At 37.4% G+C, this 16,541-nt stretch carries 15 protein-coding genes; all 15 read left to right on the top strand.

Annotated elements, in window-relative coordinates; all coding sequences use genetic code 11:
• Window positions 1–7: 7 nt before the first annotated feature.
• Complete coding sequence (locus BLV53_RS01295) at window positions 8–739, top strand: NfeD family protein (RefSeq protein ID WP_090296006.1); 732 nt, start codon at window positions 8–10, stop codon at window positions 737–739.
• A gap of 32 nt (window positions 740–771) precedes the next feature.
• A complete protein-coding gene (locus BLV53_RS01290) occupies window positions 772–1,914 on the top strand; it encodes an Mbeg1-like protein (protein ID WP_090296004.1) in 1,143 nt (380 codons plus the stop codon).
• A gap of 163 nt (window positions 1,915–2,077) precedes the next feature.
• Complete coding sequence (locus BLV53_RS01285; protein WP_090296001.1) at window positions 2,078–2,362, top strand: co-chaperone GroES; 285 nt, start codon at window positions 2,078–2,080, stop codon at window positions 2,360–2,362.
• A 22-nt stretch (window positions 2,363–2,384) separates the two neighbouring features.
• Entirely contained in the window at window positions 2,385–4,019 is a 1,635-nt protein-coding gene (gene groL, locus BLV53_RS01280; protein ID WP_090295999.1) for a chaperonin GroEL, read from the top strand.
• Window positions 4,020–4,233: 214 nt separating this feature from the next.
• Complete coding sequence (locus BLV53_RS01275) at window positions 4,234–5,103, top strand: DegV family protein (RefSeq protein ID WP_090295997.1); 870 nt, start codon at window positions 4,234–4,236, stop codon at window positions 5,101–5,103.
• A 30-nt stretch (window positions 5,104–5,133) separates the two neighbouring features.
• Entirely contained in the window at window positions 5,134–6,414 is a 1,281-nt protein-coding gene (locus BLV53_RS01270; RefSeq protein ID WP_090295993.1) for an adenylosuccinate synthase, read from the top strand.
• Between the two features lie 132 nt (window positions 6,415–6,546).
• The gene (locus BLV53_RS01265) at window positions 6,547–7,878 is read left to right on the top strand and encodes an adenylate/guanylate cyclase domain-containing protein (protein ID WP_090295990.1); all 1,332 of its coding nucleotides are present in this window, start codon (window positions 6,547–6,549) and stop codon (window positions 7,876–7,878) included.
• 78 nt (window positions 7,879–7,956) lie between these two features.
• Window positions 7,957–8,934 carry a cyclic nucleotide-binding domain-containing protein gene (locus BLV53_RS01260; RefSeq protein ID WP_090295988.1) on the top strand — a complete coding sequence of 326 codons (978 nt, stop codon included), beginning with the start codon at window positions 7,957–7,959 and terminating at the stop codon, window positions 8,932–8,934.
• Window positions 8,927–9,721, top strand: a complete 795-nt coding sequence (locus BLV53_RS01255; protein WP_090295986.1) for a sugar phosphate isomerase/epimerase family protein — start codon at window positions 8,927–8,929, stop codon at window positions 9,719–9,721. Before BLV53_RS01260 ends, BLV53_RS01255 begins: the two co-directional genes overlap by 8 nt.
• Window positions 9,722–9,752: 31 nt before the next feature.
• A complete protein-coding gene (locus tag BLV53_RS01250) occupies window positions 9,753–10,328 on the top strand; it encodes a hypothetical protein (RefSeq protein ID WP_090295983.1) in 576 nt (191 codons plus the stop codon).
• Between the two features lie 155 nt (window positions 10,329–10,483).
• Window positions 10,484–10,750 carry a 30S ribosomal protein S15 gene (rpsO, locus tag BLV53_RS01245; protein ID WP_090295981.1) on the top strand — a complete coding sequence of 89 codons (267 nt, stop codon included), beginning with the start codon at window positions 10,484–10,486 and terminating at the stop codon, window positions 10,748–10,750.
• Between the two features lie 184 nt (window positions 10,751–10,934).
• On the top strand, window positions 10,935–13,016 hold the full coding sequence (locus BLV53_RS01240; protein ID WP_090295979.1) for a polyribonucleotide nucleotidyltransferase: 2,082 nt from the start codon (window positions 10,935–10,937) through the stop codon (window positions 13,014–13,016).
• A gap of 75 nt (window positions 13,017–13,091) precedes the next feature.
• Window positions 13,092–15,008, top strand: a complete 1,917-nt coding sequence (locus BLV53_RS01235; RefSeq protein ID WP_090295976.1) for an ABC-F family ATP-binding cassette domain-containing protein — start codon at window positions 13,092–13,094, stop codon at window positions 15,006–15,008.
• Window positions 15,009–15,094: 86 nt separating this feature from the next.
• Entirely contained in the window at window positions 15,095–15,724 is a 630-nt protein-coding gene (locus BLV53_RS01230) for a redox-sensing transcriptional repressor Rex (RefSeq protein ID WP_090295974.1), read from the top strand.
• Between the two features lie 8 nt (window positions 15,725–15,732).
• Window positions 15,733–16,491, top strand: coding sequence for a hypothetical protein (locus BLV53_RS01225; protein WP_090295971.1), 759 nt, complete (start codon window positions 15,733–15,735; stop codon window positions 16,489–16,491).
• The last annotated feature ends 50 nt before the right edge of the window (window positions 16,492–16,541 follow it).

Genomic DNA, 16,541 nt, shown 5'->3' with positions numbered 1-16,541 from the left:
GAAAAATATGACTAAGAACTACGAAGAAATTAAGGATTCAAAGGTGGCACTTGTTGCTCATATTGTTGCTTCTTTAGCTTATCTTGCCATTGGTATTTGCCTTTTAACTTTGGATGCAGGCTTTATTTCTAATCTGGTTTATTCATTTTCTGTATTAGGTGTTGGTATTTTATTTATCATCTTTGGTGCCTGGTATATGATTAAATATTTCTTTAATCATGAGTATATTAAAATATCCAACTATGGCTTCACCATGGGTGTAATACTCGTTATCATAGGCGCTCTATTTATTTTCAAGGCAAATAGTATTTCTACATTTATAGATGCACTTGTATGCTTAATAGGAATAGTGCTTGGCTCAGTAATGCTTCAGCAGTCCTTTGCTTTATTTCATATTCAGCGAGGCACCTGGTTTATAAGCCTTTTATTTGGGCTTGCAGCTATTGGATTTAGTATTTTCTTTATCATCACTCCTATTCAGTTCTTTAGTGGTGATATTTATGCATGTACTTATTTAATTGCTATTGGAGCGCTTTCTCTATTTTCCCTAATTCTTATGGCTATAGGTCTTAAGGATCACAAAAATGACTCTAGAAAGATTTACAACAGAAATATGGAAGAGGCTCCAGTTACAGCTAAAAAGGCTGAGGATGATTCCATTTTTGAGGATGAGCCTGAGGTAAATATTCCTGAGAATAATATATCTGAGGTTTCATCAGAATCACTTTTTGAGGACTAAATTATTAAATTACTGTATTAGAGGACTTGAAAATGGCTAATCTAGATGATTATTTAACCTGGCGAGGAGATGTACCATTTGACTTAGATCCATTTAATGAGGTGGATAATGCAATATTATGCGAGCTCGTGTATGCAGCATTCGATGGTATAGTTCCAGGTCCTGGCTTAAAGGAGAAAATTTCAATAGAGGACGCTTGTGATTTGTTTTTTGCAAAATATTCAGAGGAGGAGCTTAGGTCAAAGGCTACTTTTACTAAGCTTGCTCCTTTTTTGATGCAAAAAATGGCTCACTCACGGCGTTTTGGAGGCACAAAATTATCAGGCTTTGTAAATGAAGTAGATGCAGAAAACCAAAGTCAATTCGCTGTCTGTACATTTTATCTGACCGATGGAACTATTTTTGTGGCCTTTCGAGGAACTGATGATACTTTGGTTGGCTGGAAGGAAGACTTTAATATATCCTTTTCAGAAGGGACAGGTGGTCAACTTAAAGCTGTTAAATATTTAAATAAAAATTTTGCCCGCACCATGAAATTAATAAGAGTGGGTGGCCATTCAAAGGGCGGTAATTTTGCAGTGTACGGTTCTGCGTTTTGCAAACCACATATAAAAGACAATATTATTGCAATCTATAATAACGATGGTCCTGGATGTATTCAGGAAGTAATAAAGACAGCAGAATATAAGTCAATAATAAAAAGGGTACATAAGATTGTTCCAAATGAATCCATTATAGGAATGATTATGTATACAAAGGCTAAGAAAAAAATTGTGTTGAGTTCTGCTAAAGGAATAAATCAACATGATTTGTTTAGTTGGCAGGTAGAGCGAAATCATTTTGTTTCAGTAGATGAATTGTCCCCTTCTGCAGTTTTGATAGATCAGACTATTAAAAAATGGACAAAGAAATATGATTATGAAACTAGAAAAGCTTTTGGAGATGCGCTATTTGCATCAATTGTATCTGCTGGTGCCACGAGAATGTCACACATTACCTCTAAAAAGGTTAGGTCGATTGCTTCAATTACAAAAGAGATACAGAATTTAGATGCAGATGATCAGGCCTTAGTTTTAGATGTATTTAAAGCGTTAGCTGCTGAGGGGGGCGAGAGCCTAAAGAATTCCATTGTCTCTAAGCTGCCAAAAAGTATAACAATGAGAAAAAATGAGTAAAATAGAGAAAAATAGAGAAAAAACGAGAAAAAGTATAGCTTTTGCTATACTTTTTTGCTTGAAAGTTTTAATATAGAATTCTATTATACATCATGTAGTTAGCACTCAGAGATATAGAGTGCTAACAAATGAAAGAGACATTTTAATTAGGAGGTAATATAAAATGAAATTAGTTCCATTAACAGATCGTGTTGTATTAAAGCAGTGCGAAGCAGAGGAGACTACAAAGTCTGGTATTATTCTTGCAACAGCTGCACAGGAAAAGCCACAGGAGGCACTTGTAATTGCTGTTGGTCCTGGCGGAGTTGTAGATGGTAAAGAAATCACAATGCAGGTTAAGGAAGGCCAGAAGGTTATATATTCAAAGTATGCAGGTACAGATGTAAAGCTTGATGGTGAGGAATACATCATCGTTCGTCAGAATGACATCTTAGCTATTGTAGAATAATTTAGAAGAGAGGTAGATTATCATGGCAAAAGAAATTAAGTACGGTGCTGAAGCAAGACAGGCTCTTGAAGCAGGCGTTGATAAATTAGCAAACACAGTTAGAGTTACAATTGGACCAAAGGGACGTAATGTTGTTCTTGCAAAGTCTTATGGTGCTCCACTTATCACAAATGATGGTGTTACAATCGCAAAGGATATCGAGCTTGATGATGCTTTCGAAAACATGGGAGCACAGCTTGTTAAGGAAGTAGCTACAAAGACAAACGACGTAGCTGGTGATGGTACTACAACAGCTACAGTTCTTGCACAGGCTATGGTTAAGGAAGGCATGAAGAATCTTGCAGCTGGAGCCAACCCAATCGTTCTTAGAAAGGGTATGAAGAAGGCAGTTGATTGCGCTGTTGATGCTATTTCAGCTATGTCTAAGGCTGTTGATGGCAAGGAGCAGATTGCAAGAGTAGCAGCTATTTCAGCTGGTGATGATTCTGTAGGACAGATGGTAGCAGATGCTATGGAAAAGGTTTCTAACGATGGTGTTATCACAATCGAGGAATCAAAGACTATGGCTACTGAGCTTGATCTTGTGGAAGGTATGCAGTTTGACAGAGGTTATATCTCAGCATACATGTGCACAGATATGGACAAGATGGAAGCTAACCTTGATGATCCATACATCCTTATCACAGACAAAAAGATTTCTAACATCCAGGAGCTCCTTCCACTTCTTGAGCAGATAGTTCAGTCTGGTGCAAGACTTCTTATCATCGCTGAGGATATTGAGGGTGAGGCTCTTACAACACTTATCCTTAACAAGCTCCGTGGAACATTCAATGTTGTTGCTGTTAAGGCTCCAGGCTATGGTGACAGACGTAAGGAAATGCTTCAGGATATTGCAATCCTTACAGGTGGTCAGGTAATCTCTGAGGAGGTTGGTCTTGAGCTTAAGGATACTACACTCGATCAGCTCGGACGTGCTAAGAGTGTCAAGGTTAACAAGGAAAATACTACTATCGTTGATGGTCTTGGCGACAAGGAAGCTATCGAGGCAAGAGTTGCTCAGATTCGTGGACAGATTGATGAGACTACATCTGAATTCGACAAGGAAAAGCTTCAGGAAAGACTTGCTAAGCTTGCAGGTGGTGTTGCAGTTATCCGCGTAGGTGCTGCTACAGAAACAGAAATGAAGGAAGCTAAGCTTCGTATGGAGGATGCTCTTAACGCTACTCGTGCAGCTGTTGAGGAAGGTATCATTGCAGGTGGCGGATCTGCTTATATCCACGTACAGAAGAAGGTTGCTGAGCTTGCTGAGACACTAACAGGTGATGAGAAGACAGGTGCAAACGTTATCGTTAAGGCTCTTGAGGCTCCACTTTTCTACATCGCTGCAAACGCTGGTCTTGAAGGCTCTGTAATCATCAACAAGGTTCGTGAGTCAGAAGATGGTGTCGGTTTTGATGCATACAATGAAGAGTATGTAAACATGGTAAAGGCTGGTATTCTTGATCCTGTTAAGGTTACACGTACAGCACTTCAGAATGCTGCTTCAGTTGCATCTACACTCCTTACAACAGAGTCAGTTGTTGCTGATATCAAGGATCCTGCTGCTGACGCAGCCGCTGCTGCAGCTGCTGGTGCAGGCATGGGTGGAATGTACTAAAATATAATTTGAAATCATGAAAATTGCTTCCGGTTTAAATCTATTACCGGAAGCTTTTTTATTTTAGTTTGGCCTGACATGGTACTGATGATGTGTATTTATAAATACCAAAAGTACGTAATCTTTATTTTTTAATTGCTAATTTTTGTTTTAATTGCCTTTCACTTATGTTAAAATAATCACCGGTGTTTTTATTAAATTTGAGGTGAATTTTATGAGCAAAGTAGCAATACTTACAGATAGTAATAGCGGCATTACTCAAGAGGAATCTAAGCAATTAGGTATCTTTGTTGAGCCAATGCCTTTTTATATTGATGGACAGTTATATTATGAGGATATAGACCTTTCTCAGGAGGAGTTTTATGAAAAACTCACTCAGGGAGGCGAGATTACCACATCAATGCCTATCACAGGAAATCTTATGGATACATGGGATAAAATACTTAAGGACTACGATGAATTAGTTTACATTCCTATGTCGTCAGGACTTTCTTCATCTTGTGCTACGGCACAGATGCTTTCTGAAGATTATGATGGCAGAGTAGTTGTAGTTGACAATCAGCGTATTTCAGTTACTCAAAAGCTTTCAGCTTTAGAGGCTAAAAAAATGGCTGATGAAGGTAAAAGTGCAAAAGAAATCCATGATGCACTTATGGAAGTTAAATCATTATCTACAATCTACATTACAGTAGATACTTTAGAATATTTAAAAAAGGGTGGAAGACTTACACCTGCAGTAGCAGCCATTGGCTCACTGCTTAAAATTAAGCCTGTTCTTTCTATCTATGGTGAAAAGCTTGATAAATATAGCATGGCTCGCACCATGAAGGCTGCAAAGCAGACCATGATAGAAGCATTAAAAAAGGACATGAAAAATGTACTTCATACTGACAATTTAGACGATGTAGTTATTTCTATTGCCCATACTCAGAATCAGGAGGCGGCTGAAAAGTTTAGAGAAGAGCTGCTTCAAGAATTCCCTGGTAAGGAGATTTGGATAGATCCGTTATCATTATCAGTTTCTTGTCACATAGGACCAGGTGCTTTAGCCTGTACAGTAACCAAGAAACTATTTGATATATAGAAATTTTCTTTAATAATTAGGAGGATTGTTATGGTAAAAGCAGTTGTAGGTGCCAATTGGGGCGACGAAGGCAAAGGAAAAATCACAGATATGATGGCTGCTAATGCAGACATTATCGTGCGTTTCCAGGGAGGAGCTAATGCAGGACATACTATAGTAAATAACTATGGAAAGTTTGCACTCCACACATTACCTTCGGGAGTATTCTATAGCCACACTACAAGTATTATTGGAAATGGTGTAGCTCTCAATATTCCAATCCTTATTAATGAGATTAAATCAATTGTTGATAAGGGGGTACCAGCACCAAAGATTTTGGTTTCTGACAGGGCACAGATTGTAATGCCATATCATATCCTTTTTGATCAATATGAAGAGGAACGCTTGGGAAAGGCTTCCTTTGGTTCAACAAAGAGCGGTATTGCTCCTTTCTACTCTGATAAATATGCCAAGATTGGATATCAGGTTCAGGAGCTTTTTGATGAAGAGCTTCTTAAGGAAAAGGTTGTTCGTACTTGTGACCAGAAAAATGTTCTTTTAGAGCATCTCTATCACAAGCCACTTCTTACACCTGAAGAGCTTCTTGATACTCTTCATCAGTACAGAGATATGATTGCACCATATGTTTGTGATACATCTGCATTCCTTTGGAACGCAATCAAAGAAAACAAGACAATCCTTCTTGAGGGACAGCTTGGTACACTTAAGGATCCAGATCATGGAATTTATCCTATGGTTACATCTTCTTCAACACTTGCTCCATACGGATGTATTGGCGCAGGTATTCCGGCACAGGAACTTAAGCAGGTAGTTACTGTGTGCAAGGCTTATTCTTCAGCTGTTGGTGCAGGTGCTTTCGTTTCAGAGATATTTGGTGATGAAGCAGATGAGCTCAGACGCCGCGGTGGTGACGGTGGCGAGTTTGGCGCAACTACAGGTCGTCCACGTCGTATGGGATGGTTTGACTGTGTAGCTTCAAAATATGGCTGCAGAATGCAGGGCACAACAGATGTAGCATTTACAGTAGTAGATGTTCTTGGTTACCTTGATGAGATTCCAGTTTGTGTAGGCTATGAAATTGATGGGGAGGTTACAACAGATTTCCCTGTAACATCAAAGCTTGAAAAGGCAAAGCCTGTACTTAAGACACTTCCAGGATGGAAGACAGATATCAGAGGCATTAAAAAATACGAGGATCTTCCTGAAAATTGCCGTAATTACATTGAATTCATTGAAAAGGAAATTGGATTCCCTATCACTATGGTTTCAAATGGCCCAGGAAGAGATGATATCATCTATAGAAATAAATAAAATTTTGGCTTGTAGGTTTTCCTACAGGCCTTTTTTGTTTGTGTTTAATTTGTGAAATAATCATCTGGATTAACACTTATTACGCACTTGTTGCTATAATATCACTCAAATGAGAGGTTTTTGAGGTATTTTATGGAAGTGGAATTAAATCAGGTCGATTCGGAATTTATTTTTACAAATATGAAGGATGCTGTATGCGTTATGGATAGGTGGGGAGGTTTGATATATACAAATCCCGCTGCGAGAGCATTGCTGGATATTGATGATAGCCAACTAATTGGGCAAAAAATATGGACATACATCCCTTATAAGGAAAAAAATGATGACTTAATTCAATTGTTTATCGATTGCGCTGAACAGAAGATGGTTTATCATCAGGGGTATGTGGATTATGAAAATAAAGCAGGTAAAATCTTTAAGCTTAGAGTGAGCATGACATCTGCTAACGCAAGCAATGGTGGAATAATATACATCGCGTTGCTCAATGATCTTACAGAATTCATTAGGGTTAATCTTGCGTTTGAACGTTATACATCACCTGAAATTGCAGATTTTATATTAAATAATCCGGATGGCGAGGCACTTGGTGGCAGGCAGTGTGAATGCTCTATTTTAATGAGTGATATAAGGGGATTTACGGCTTTAAGCACAAAGCTTAATCCTACAGATTTAATTAAAATGCTTAACCATTATTTTGAAAAAATGGTAAGCATTATAGAAAAATATAAAGGTAGTGTTATAGAGTTTCTTGGAGATGGTATTTTTGTTTTGTTTGGCGCACCTAAAGCAGATGAGGGCCATGGATCTCATGCTGTAGCCTGTGCCGTTGAGATGGAAAATGCAATGCAATCCGTTAATGAATGGAATGTTTTAAATGGGTTTCCGGCATTAGAAATGGGAATAGGAATTAATTCAGGTATAGTTGTTGTTGGTAATATTGGTTCCAGGCAAAAGACGAAATATGGGTGTATGGGCGAGACGGTGAATCTTGCTGGAAGAATTCAATCATATACAATCGGCGGGCAGATTTATATTTCGGAGTATACGAAAAATCTAATAGACTCCGATTTAATAATAAATAATGCGTTAAAAATATTCCCAAAAGGAGGAACTCACGAGATACAAATATTTGATATTCGAGGTGTAGGAGATTTAAATATCAAATGCGAAAATGAAGATATTTGCTGGAAATATCCCAAAACAAAAATTGATGTTATAATCCATCTTATAAAGGATAAAGCTGTAGAGACAAAGGAGAATAAAGCTGTCATTTTGGCATTATCTGAAGATAAGAGATATGCTTTACTGCAAACGGATGTAAAACTTCTTGATAAACAGAATATAGTGTGCAACTTGTGTGACAATTTATATGCTAAAGTTATCGATGTTAAAGATGATATTTATAAAATATGTTTCACATCCAATACGGAAGAACTTGATGAAACATATAAAAAATTGTTTTGAAGTAGGACACAGGTAAAACCTTAGATATCTCACAGGTGTAGGTTCGGGGTTAATAATGTATTTATCAAGGAGGAAATTATGATCGAGAAAAATTTCAAGAAGGGTGAAGTATTATTACGTCAAGGAGCAATTTGGGATAACATGTATCAGATTAAAAAAGGATCCGTTGGCGTGTATGTTAACTATGGAGAAGCCGACCAGGTTATGCTAACCGAGCTGGGTGAAAATCAGTTTTTTGGTGAGATGGCTGTTATTGAAGCTTACCCACGTAGTGCATCTGTAGTTGCGTTGGAGACTACTACTGTTTTTGAAATTTCTCCAACTGAGATTGGAAAATATTTTGATTCACAGCCAGATAAAATCGCTGAAATTATGAAGAATCTTTGTAGTAGATTACGCGAGCTTACAAATGATTATGATGATGTAACAAATACAATTGCTGAGCTTAGGTCAGGAAAAGACAAATCGGGTAGAAGTGAAGGGTTAGTTAATAAAATCCTAAAGTTTGTAAATGTTTCAAAGGCAAATAAAAATATGTCAGAAATTAACAGTGTGGAGACATTACGACAGCTGGACGATATAACTCATGCCAAAGGCTATTCAAAAAATATTGATAGCTTTTCAAAGGGGACTATAATTTTCAAGGAAGGGTTATTCGGAGATTGCATGTATGATGTGCATCAAGGTAGAGTTGGTATCTTTAAAAATTATGGTCGTTCAAATGAAAAACTTTTAGCAGAGCTGCATGCAGATGAGTTCTTTGGTGAAATGGGTTTGCTTGAAGATGATCGTCACAGTGCAACTGCAGTTGTTTTGGAGGATGATACGGTTATTGAGACCATTTATTTAAAGGATTTGGAGGAACTGTTTAAGAAAAATCCACCTAAGGTTGAGATGATTATGGAACATATTTCTCAAAGACTTAGAAAGCTTACAGTAGCATATATAGATGCATGTAAAATGGTATTTGATATTTATAATGCAGAACAAATTGAATCTGTAAGTGTTGATTCTACAAAGCAGGTGAATAATTCTCAGAGCAAACTTTATGTTTAATAAAAATCAAATTGATACTAATGATATATTACAGGTACAACCCACAAAAACTGCTTTTAAAAAGTGGCGGGCTCTTGCTGAAAGTGAAGGCCTTGGATTTGAGGTGTTGGAACTGTCATTGCCACCCGCTCTCAATGAGGGCGGGTCTTTCGACAGTTGTTTGAAAAGATATGCAAATTCTGGTTTGGCCACGTCTGTTCACGGATGTTTTATAGATGTTAATCCGGCCAGCAGTGATAGTAAAATTAGAGAACTTTCTAAAGAAAAATGCCGCCAAAGCTGTAAAGCAGCTACATATTTGGGAGTCTCAAATGTAGTTTTTCATTCTAGTTGTTTTCATTACTTAAGGGGCACCTATATGGAAGGATGGGTTGCTCTTTGTGCAGATTTTTATGAAGAATTGGTTGAAGAATATAATTTAAATATATTTATAGAAAATAGTCCGGATATAGATCCTATCCCAATAAAATCTTTGATGGATATCACAAAAAATAATAAAATAGGTGTATGTCTAGATGTTGGCCATGCTAATTATTCTAATGTACCTATTGAAAAGTGGTTTGAGTATGTGGGAGATAGAATAGGATATATTCATTTGTCTGATAATATGGGTGTGTATGATGATCATTTTTCTTTGGGGGATGGTAACATAGACTGGCAAATGGTTGATAAATTGTGGCGAGCTATGAAAAGAAAAATCCCAATGACTCTTGAGGTTGGCGGGATAGAAAATGTTATTCGATCAATAGAATTCTTAAAAAACAATAATTTATTCGGTACGTCTTAAAAATTTTAAGCAAAAATTATTGGGGGATGCAATGAAAAACAAGAGTAATATATTTAAACTGATTGTGGCATTAATAGGGATTGGAATACTGGTATTAATGATTATTCTATATTCAAAAAGTAATATGAATTCAACAGGTGGTGCAGATCGTGCAGAAGTATTGGATAAAGAAAGTCAAAAAAAGGATAAAGGAGAACAGGTTTTTCTTATTCCAAAAGATGATGTTCATGAATTTACTCTGACTGATGCCAATGGGTTATTATTAAATTTTGAAAATACAGATGGTGAGTGGATTTGTATCGACAACACGTCCTTAGATATTAGCGAAGAAAGAATAGATAAGGTGCTTAATTATTTATGCGACGTTAGATGTATTGGAATTTTAACAGATGTTGATGCCAAAAGCTATGGAATTGACGAGTCAGCGAAAGAATACAGAGTTACAGATTCCTCTGGAAGTACAATAATTATTTCTATTGGAAATTATGATGAAGATAAAAAGCAAGCCTATTTTTCTATCAATTATGATTTCTCTACAATATATATTAATAGTGGCAAATTGTCATTGGTTGAGGAATATGCGATAGAAGATTTGATACAGCTGTAGAATTGGTATATCCCTTTAAAATAAAGGTTTTTCCTTGTTTACATATTTTTAAGGCTGTGCTATTATACTAAAGTACTATTTTACTGTGACTCAGGTTTAGGACACTCCGACCTTCACCTTAGTTACGGCATATTCAATTTTCAGGAGGTAGTAAAATGATTACAAAAGAAAAGAAGCAGGCAATTATCAATGAGTACGCTAGAACAGCTGGTGATACAGGTTCTCCAGAGGTTCAGATCGCAGTTCTTACAGCTCGTATTTCAGAGCTTACAGAGCACCTTAAGGCTAACCCTGGTGACCATCATTCACGTCGTGGTATGATGAAGATGGTTGGTAAGAGAAGAAACCTTCTTGCATACCTTAAGAACACAGATATCGAGAGATATCGTTCACTTATCGAGCGTCTTGGCTTAAGAAAGTAATCTATATGAGCGGAGTATATCTACTCCGCTCGTTTTTCGATTTTAAAACAAGTTAAAAAGCCCAATCCGAAGCCACTGAATTTGTTAGCGAATGGATTTGTCATGTCCAGTTTTGCGGTTCGCTTCATTTTCAGTAGTTTCGGGTTCGTGCTTAATTATATTAAGTTATTATAAGGAGAAAGCCATGAAGACATTTACAATGGATTTAGCTGGTAGAACACTTCGTGTTGATATCGGCAGAGTCGCAGCTCAGGCTAATGGAGCAGCGTTTATACAATATGGTGATACAACAGTTCTTTCTACTGCTACAGCATCAGATAAGCCACGTGATGGCATCGATTTTTTCCCACTTTCAGTTGAATTTGAAGAAAAGACATACGCAGTAGGTAAGATTCCAGGAGGATTCAACAAGAGAGAGGGTAAGGCATCTGAGAATGCAGTCCTTACATCTCGTGTTATTGATAGACCAATGCGTCCTTTATTCCCAAAGGATTACCGTAACGATGTTACTCTTAACAACATGGTTATGGCAGTTGATCCACAGTGCCGTCCAGAGCTTGTTGCAATGCTTGGTGCTGCTATTTCTACATGTATTTCAGATATCCCATTTGATGGTCCATGTGCCATGACTCAGATGGGTATGATTAACGGAGAGCTTATCGTAAACCCATCTCAGGAGCAGTGGGATAAGGGCGACCTTAAGCTTACGGTTGCTTCTACAAGAGAAAAGGTTATCATGATTGAGGCAGGAGCTAACATCATCCCTGAGGATAAGATGATTGAAGCAATCTACAAGTGTCACGATGTTAACCAGACAATCATTGCATTCATCGATGAGATGGTTAAGGAATGTGGTAAGCCAAAGCATGAATACACATCATGCGCTATTCCAGAAGAACTCTTTGCAAAGATGAAGGAAATCGTTCCTCCAGCAGAGATGGAAGAAGCAGTATTTACAGATGAAAAGCAGGTTCGTGAGGAGAATATCCGCAAGATTACAGAGCGCCTCGAAGAAGCATTTGCTGAAAATGAGGAGTGGCTTGCAGTTCTTGGCGAGGCTATTTATCAGTACGAGAAAAAGACAGTTCGTAAGATGATTCTTAAGGATCACAAGCGCCCAGATGGTCGTGAAATCAATCAGATTCGTCCACTTGCTGCAGAAGTTGATATCATTCCTAGAGTTCACGGTTCATCAATGTTCACACGTGGACAAACACAGATTTGTGATGTTGTAACACTTGCTCCTCTTTCTGAAGCACAGAAGATTGATGGTCTTGATGCATTTGTTACAGAAAAGAGATACATGCACCACTACAACTTCCCTGCATACTCTGTAGGTGAGACAAAGCCTTCACGTGGACCAGGACGTCGTGAGATTGGTCACGGTGCACTTGCTGAGAGAGCGCTTCTTCCAGTACTTCCTTCACCAGAGGAGTTCCCATATGCAATCCGTGCCGTCTCTGAGACTTTCGAGTCTAACGGTTCTACATCAATGGCTTCAACATGTGCATCATGTATGTCACTTATGGCAGCAGGTGTTCCAATTAAGGCTATGGTAGCAGGTATTTCATGTGGTCTTGTTACCGGTGATACAGATGATGATTTTGTACTCCTTACAGATATCCAGGGTCTCGAAGATTTCTTCGGTGATATGGACTTTAAGGTTACTGGTACAAAGGAAGGTATCACAGCTATCCAGATGGATATCAAGATTCACGGTCTTACTCGTCCAATCGTTGAGGGCGCAATCGCTCGTTGCCGTGAGGCTAGATTCTTTATCATGGACAACTGCATGAGCAAGGCAATTGCAGAGCCACGTAAGGAAGTTGGCGAGTATGCTCCAAAGATTATTCAGCTTTCAATCGATCCAGAGAAGATTGGTGATGTTGTTGGCCAGCGTGGTAAGACAATCAACGAAATTATTGCTAGATGCGATGTTAAGATTGACATTACAGATGAGGGCAATGTTTCTATCTGCGGTACAGATGCTGCAAAGATGGCAGAAGCTAAGAGAATGATCGAAATCATTACCACTGATTTTGAAAAGGATCAAATCCTTACAGGTAAGGTAGTTAGCATCAAAGAGTTTGGTGCATTTGTTGAATTTGCTCCAGGCAAAGAAGGAATGGTCCACATTTCTAAGATTGCTAAGGAAAGAATTGACAGAGTTGAGGATATTCTTACTCTTGGTGATACAGTTAAGGTTGTATGCCTTGGCAAAGACAAGATGGGACGTATCAGCTTCTCTATTAAAGATTGCCAGTAATTGACATATTTAATACTATAAACTAGTTTTCAATGCGCCTGGCGTTTGTCAGGCGCATTTTTTAGGGATTTAATTATGCTACTTAATGTTTCACATATCTATAAGTCCTTTGGCGAGGACAGTATTATAAAAGATGCTACATTTACTGTGGATGAAGGCTCAAAGGTGGCTATTGTAGGAAACAATGGCACAGGTAAATCTACTCTTCTTAAAATTATTATAGGTGACATGCCGGCAGATGATGGAGAAGTCACCCTTAAAAAGGATGCCACCATGGGATACCTGGCTCAGTACCAGGAAGATGCATTTGGAAGTAACATTCTAGATACAGTTTTGGGTGCCAGGGAAGATTTAATTTCCATGGAAAAACGTCTTTCTGAAATGGAAGCGCAGATGAGTTCCATTGATACAGAGAGAATGAATAGCTTCATGGATGAATATCATAAACTTCAACATCAATTTGATTTACAGGGTGGATATACTTTTCGCTCGGAAGCAGTAGGAATCTTAAAGGGACTTGGTTTTGAGCAGGAAGACTTTGAGAAGAGCATGAATGAGTTATCTGGAGGGCAGAAGACCAGAGTTAGCTTGGGACGACTTCTTGCATCCACTCCAGATTTATTGCTGTTAGATGAGCCTATAAACCACCTTGATTTAAAATCTATAATGTGGCTGGAAGGTTATCTTAGTTCCTACAAAGGCTCAGTTATTATTGTCGCCCACGATAGATATTTCCTTGATAAAATCGTGGATCATGTAGTAGATTTATCTTATGGAAAGACAAACGTATACACAGGTAACTATACTGCCTTTGTGGCTCAAAAGGAAATAGCTCAAATATCCTATGAACGTAGCTATGAAAAACAACAAAAGGAAATAGAACATCAAAAAGCAGTTATAGAAAAATTACAGTCTTTTAATCGCGAAAAATCAATTAAACGTGCTGAAAGTCGTAAGAAGACCTTGGATAAGATGGAGGTTATGGATGCTCCTGATAAAGATATGCCAAAAATGCGCCTACATCTTGAAATTGAAAAAGAAAGCGGTAAGGATGTTCTTGATTTTTCCCATGTGACTAAATCATACGATGATAACAATATCTTCAGTGATTTATCTTTTGAGGTACATAAAGGCGATAGAATTGCTATTCTTGGAGATAATGGAACAGGAAAGACTACTATATTAAAATGTATAAATGGTCTGACTGATTTTGAATCAGGAGAGATTCGTTTTGGAGCCAATGTTACGGTAGGATATTACGACCAGGAACAGCAGGGGCTTACAGAATCTAATACTATATTTAGTGAACTTCATGACGCCTATCCGTTTTTGACAGAGACAAAGGTTAGAAATACCTTGGCAGCATTTATGTTTACTGAAGATGATGTATTTAAACGCATTAGCGATTTATCAGGTGGAGAAAGAGGAAGAGTATCTCTTGCGAAGCTTATGCTTTCAAAATCTAATTTATTAATATTGGATGAGCCTACAAACCACTTAGATATGGATTCGAAACAGATGCTTGAAGAGGCGTTGAATGAATATGATGGTACTCTTTTATATGTAAGTCATGATAGATATTTTGTTAATAAGACTGCAAATTTTATTTTAGAATTATCTGATGGTGGACTTACTAAATATCTTGGAAACTACGATGACTATATTTCTAAAAAGGAACAGTTAATGAATGCGTCATCGGCTAATTCAGCAAACAATGAAAATGAGACAGTACCTAGTGCGGCGAAGCTGGATTTTAAAGAACAAAAACGTATTGAAGCTGAAAAGAGAAAAATACAAAATCGTATTTCAAAGATTGAAGAACAGATTGAGACTTTAGAAATTGAAAAATCAAAGATTGATGAAGAATTTTTAGTACCAGAAAACATGACAAATTCTGCAAAACTTAATGAGCTTACTGCGAAACAAAAAGAAATCGATGAAAAGCTTGAGATGCTATACGAAGAATGGGAAGAAGTTAGTTCCTTAGGTTAATATGGTAAAATTGTTAAATCCTTGACAAAGTTTTGCGCCAAATTTATAATTAGGTCGTGAAAATATTTATTTAGGAGGCATATACTTTGGACAAACAAATTTCGCAGGCGGTAATTAGAAGACTTCCTAGATATTACAGATACTTAGGTGAGCTTCTTGATGATGGAGTAGAGCGCATTTCCTCAAACGACCTAAGTAAAAGAATGCATGTTACTGCATCTCAAATAAGACAGGATTTGAATAATTTTGGAGGCTTTGGACAACAGGGATATGGTTATAATGTGGCCTACCTTTATGAAGAAATAGGTAATATCCTTGGCGTTAATGAGACCCATAATGTTATAGTTATAGGTGCCGGTAATCTTGGGCAAGCAATTGCTGGCTATGTAAAATTTGAGCGAGTTGGTTTTAAGATTATTGGTCTATTTGACACCAATCCAGAACTTAAAGGAAAACTTGTCAGAGACATACCTATTCAAATGTTAGATGAACTTCCAGAGTTTGTGGCCAACAATAACGTTGAAATTGCAGCCCTTACACTTCCAAAACAGAATGCCAAGACTACAGCTTTAAAACTTGTTTCTCTGGGGGTTCATGCTATTTGGAATTTTGCTCATGTGGATTTGGATGATATTCCTGATGTTATTATAGAAAATGTACATCTTTCTGATAGTTTAATGCAGTTATCCTATAATATTAGTAAAAATAAAAAGTAGGTGATTTAATGCATGATGATTTTCAAAGTGCAATAGCTAAAATAAAAGTTCCAATGTTGATATTGGATCAAAAGTGGCACAGACTTTTTGCTTTAGGAGGGAAGCCTGCAGCTGTAAAGGAGCTTGAGGCAAAAGAAAACGAGCTTCTTAAAAGAGATGCAGAGTTAAAAAAAGAGCTAAAGGATTTAAAAAAAGTCAAAGAAAATCTTGTGGCTTCCGTCATGTCGAATATGGAAGGAACCTCTGATCTTGTATCTAAAAAGCTTGATGATGACAAAAGATTGTTGGAGGAATGCAAAGAACGCATAGAATTAGCTGAGCAAGAGCTTAGAGATTTACCAGAACAAACTAAAGAGGTAAATAGGGAGCTTATGATGGCATCTATGGATTTTTGTTATGATAAGCTTCGCACTAATTCTACAGAGGCTGAGGAAATCACAAATTGGATTAAGGATATTCGCATTCAACTGAAGAAAAATGTCATCAGAAAGCATAATAGAGAAATCAACAATAAAGAAATTTATTCTTATATGCATGATGTGTTCGGCATGGAAGTATTAAATCTTTTTGATATGCAAAATGGCGATTTTTATATAGGAGTTGCTGATGACAAGCCGGCGGGAGATGATTCTAAAAAATCATCTTCGCAGTCTCAGGAAGCTGCCGATTTATCAAAGGTTGATCTCGAAGAGGTTGATTTAGATGCGGTATCTAAAGAAACAAAAGAAGATGAAAACTCAGATTCAGATACAACTTTAAATGAGTAATATTGGATAAATGTGTATTTTTTTAGACTAAGTATGATTATACTTAGTCT

The organism is Pseudobutyrivibrio sp. ACV-2 (assembly GCF_900107545.1).
GTDB lineage: Bacteria > Bacillota > Clostridia > Lachnospirales > Lachnospiraceae > Pseudobutyrivibrio.
The sequence above is the reverse complement of the archived record's forward strand: the minus strand, read 5'-3'. Positions and strand labels throughout refer to the sequence as shown.

What these genes read in the sequence shown, in the direction of transcription:
- BLV53_RS01295 (WP_090296006.1), top strand. Translation starts at nt 8, where the DNA reads ATGACTAAGAACTACGAAGAAATTAAGGATTCAAAGGTGGCACTTGTT.
- BLV53_RS01290 (WP_090296004.1), top strand. Translation starts at nt 772, where the DNA reads ATGGCTAATCTAGATGATTATTTAACCTGGCGAGGAGATGTACCATTT.
- BLV53_RS01285 (WP_090296001.1), top strand. Translation starts at nt 2,078, where the DNA reads ATGAAATTAGTTCCATTAACAGATCGTGTTGTATTAAAGCAGTGCGAA.
- groL (WP_090295999.1), top strand. Translation starts at nt 2,385, where the DNA reads ATGGCAAAAGAAATTAAGTACGGTGCTGAAGCAAGACAGGCTCTTGAA.
- BLV53_RS01275 (WP_090295997.1), top strand. Translation starts at nt 4,234, where the DNA reads ATGAGCAAAGTAGCAATACTTACAGATAGTAATAGCGGCATTACTCAA.
- BLV53_RS01270 (WP_090295993.1), top strand. Translation starts at nt 5,134, where the DNA reads ATGGTAAAAGCAGTTGTAGGTGCCAATTGGGGCGACGAAGGCAAAGGA.
- BLV53_RS01265 (WP_090295990.1), top strand. Translation starts at nt 6,547, where the DNA reads ATGGAAGTGGAATTAAATCAGGTCGATTCGGAATTTATTTTTACAAAT.
- BLV53_RS01260 (WP_090295988.1), top strand. Translation starts at nt 7,957, where the DNA reads ATGATCGAGAAAAATTTCAAGAAGGGTGAAGTATTATTACGTCAAGGA.
- BLV53_RS01255 (WP_090295986.1), top strand. Translation starts at nt 8,927, where the DNA reads ATGTTTAATAAAAATCAAATTGATACTAATGATATATTACAGGTACAA.
- BLV53_RS01250 (WP_090295983.1), top strand. Translation starts at nt 9,753, where the DNA reads ATGAAAAACAAGAGTAATATATTTAAACTGATTGTGGCATTAATAGGG.
- rpsO (WP_090295981.1), top strand. Translation starts at nt 10,484, where the DNA reads ATGATTACAAAAGAAAAGAAGCAGGCAATTATCAATGAGTACGCTAGA.
- BLV53_RS01240 (WP_090295979.1), top strand. Translation starts at nt 10,935, where the DNA reads ATGAAGACATTTACAATGGATTTAGCTGGTAGAACACTTCGTGTTGAT.
- BLV53_RS01235 (WP_090295976.1), top strand. Translation starts at nt 13,092, where the DNA reads ATGCTACTTAATGTTTCACATATCTATAAGTCCTTTGGCGAGGACAGT.
- BLV53_RS01225 (WP_090295971.1), top strand. Translation starts at nt 15,733, where the DNA reads ATGCATGATGATTTTCAAAGTGCAATAGCTAAAATAAAAGTTCCAATG.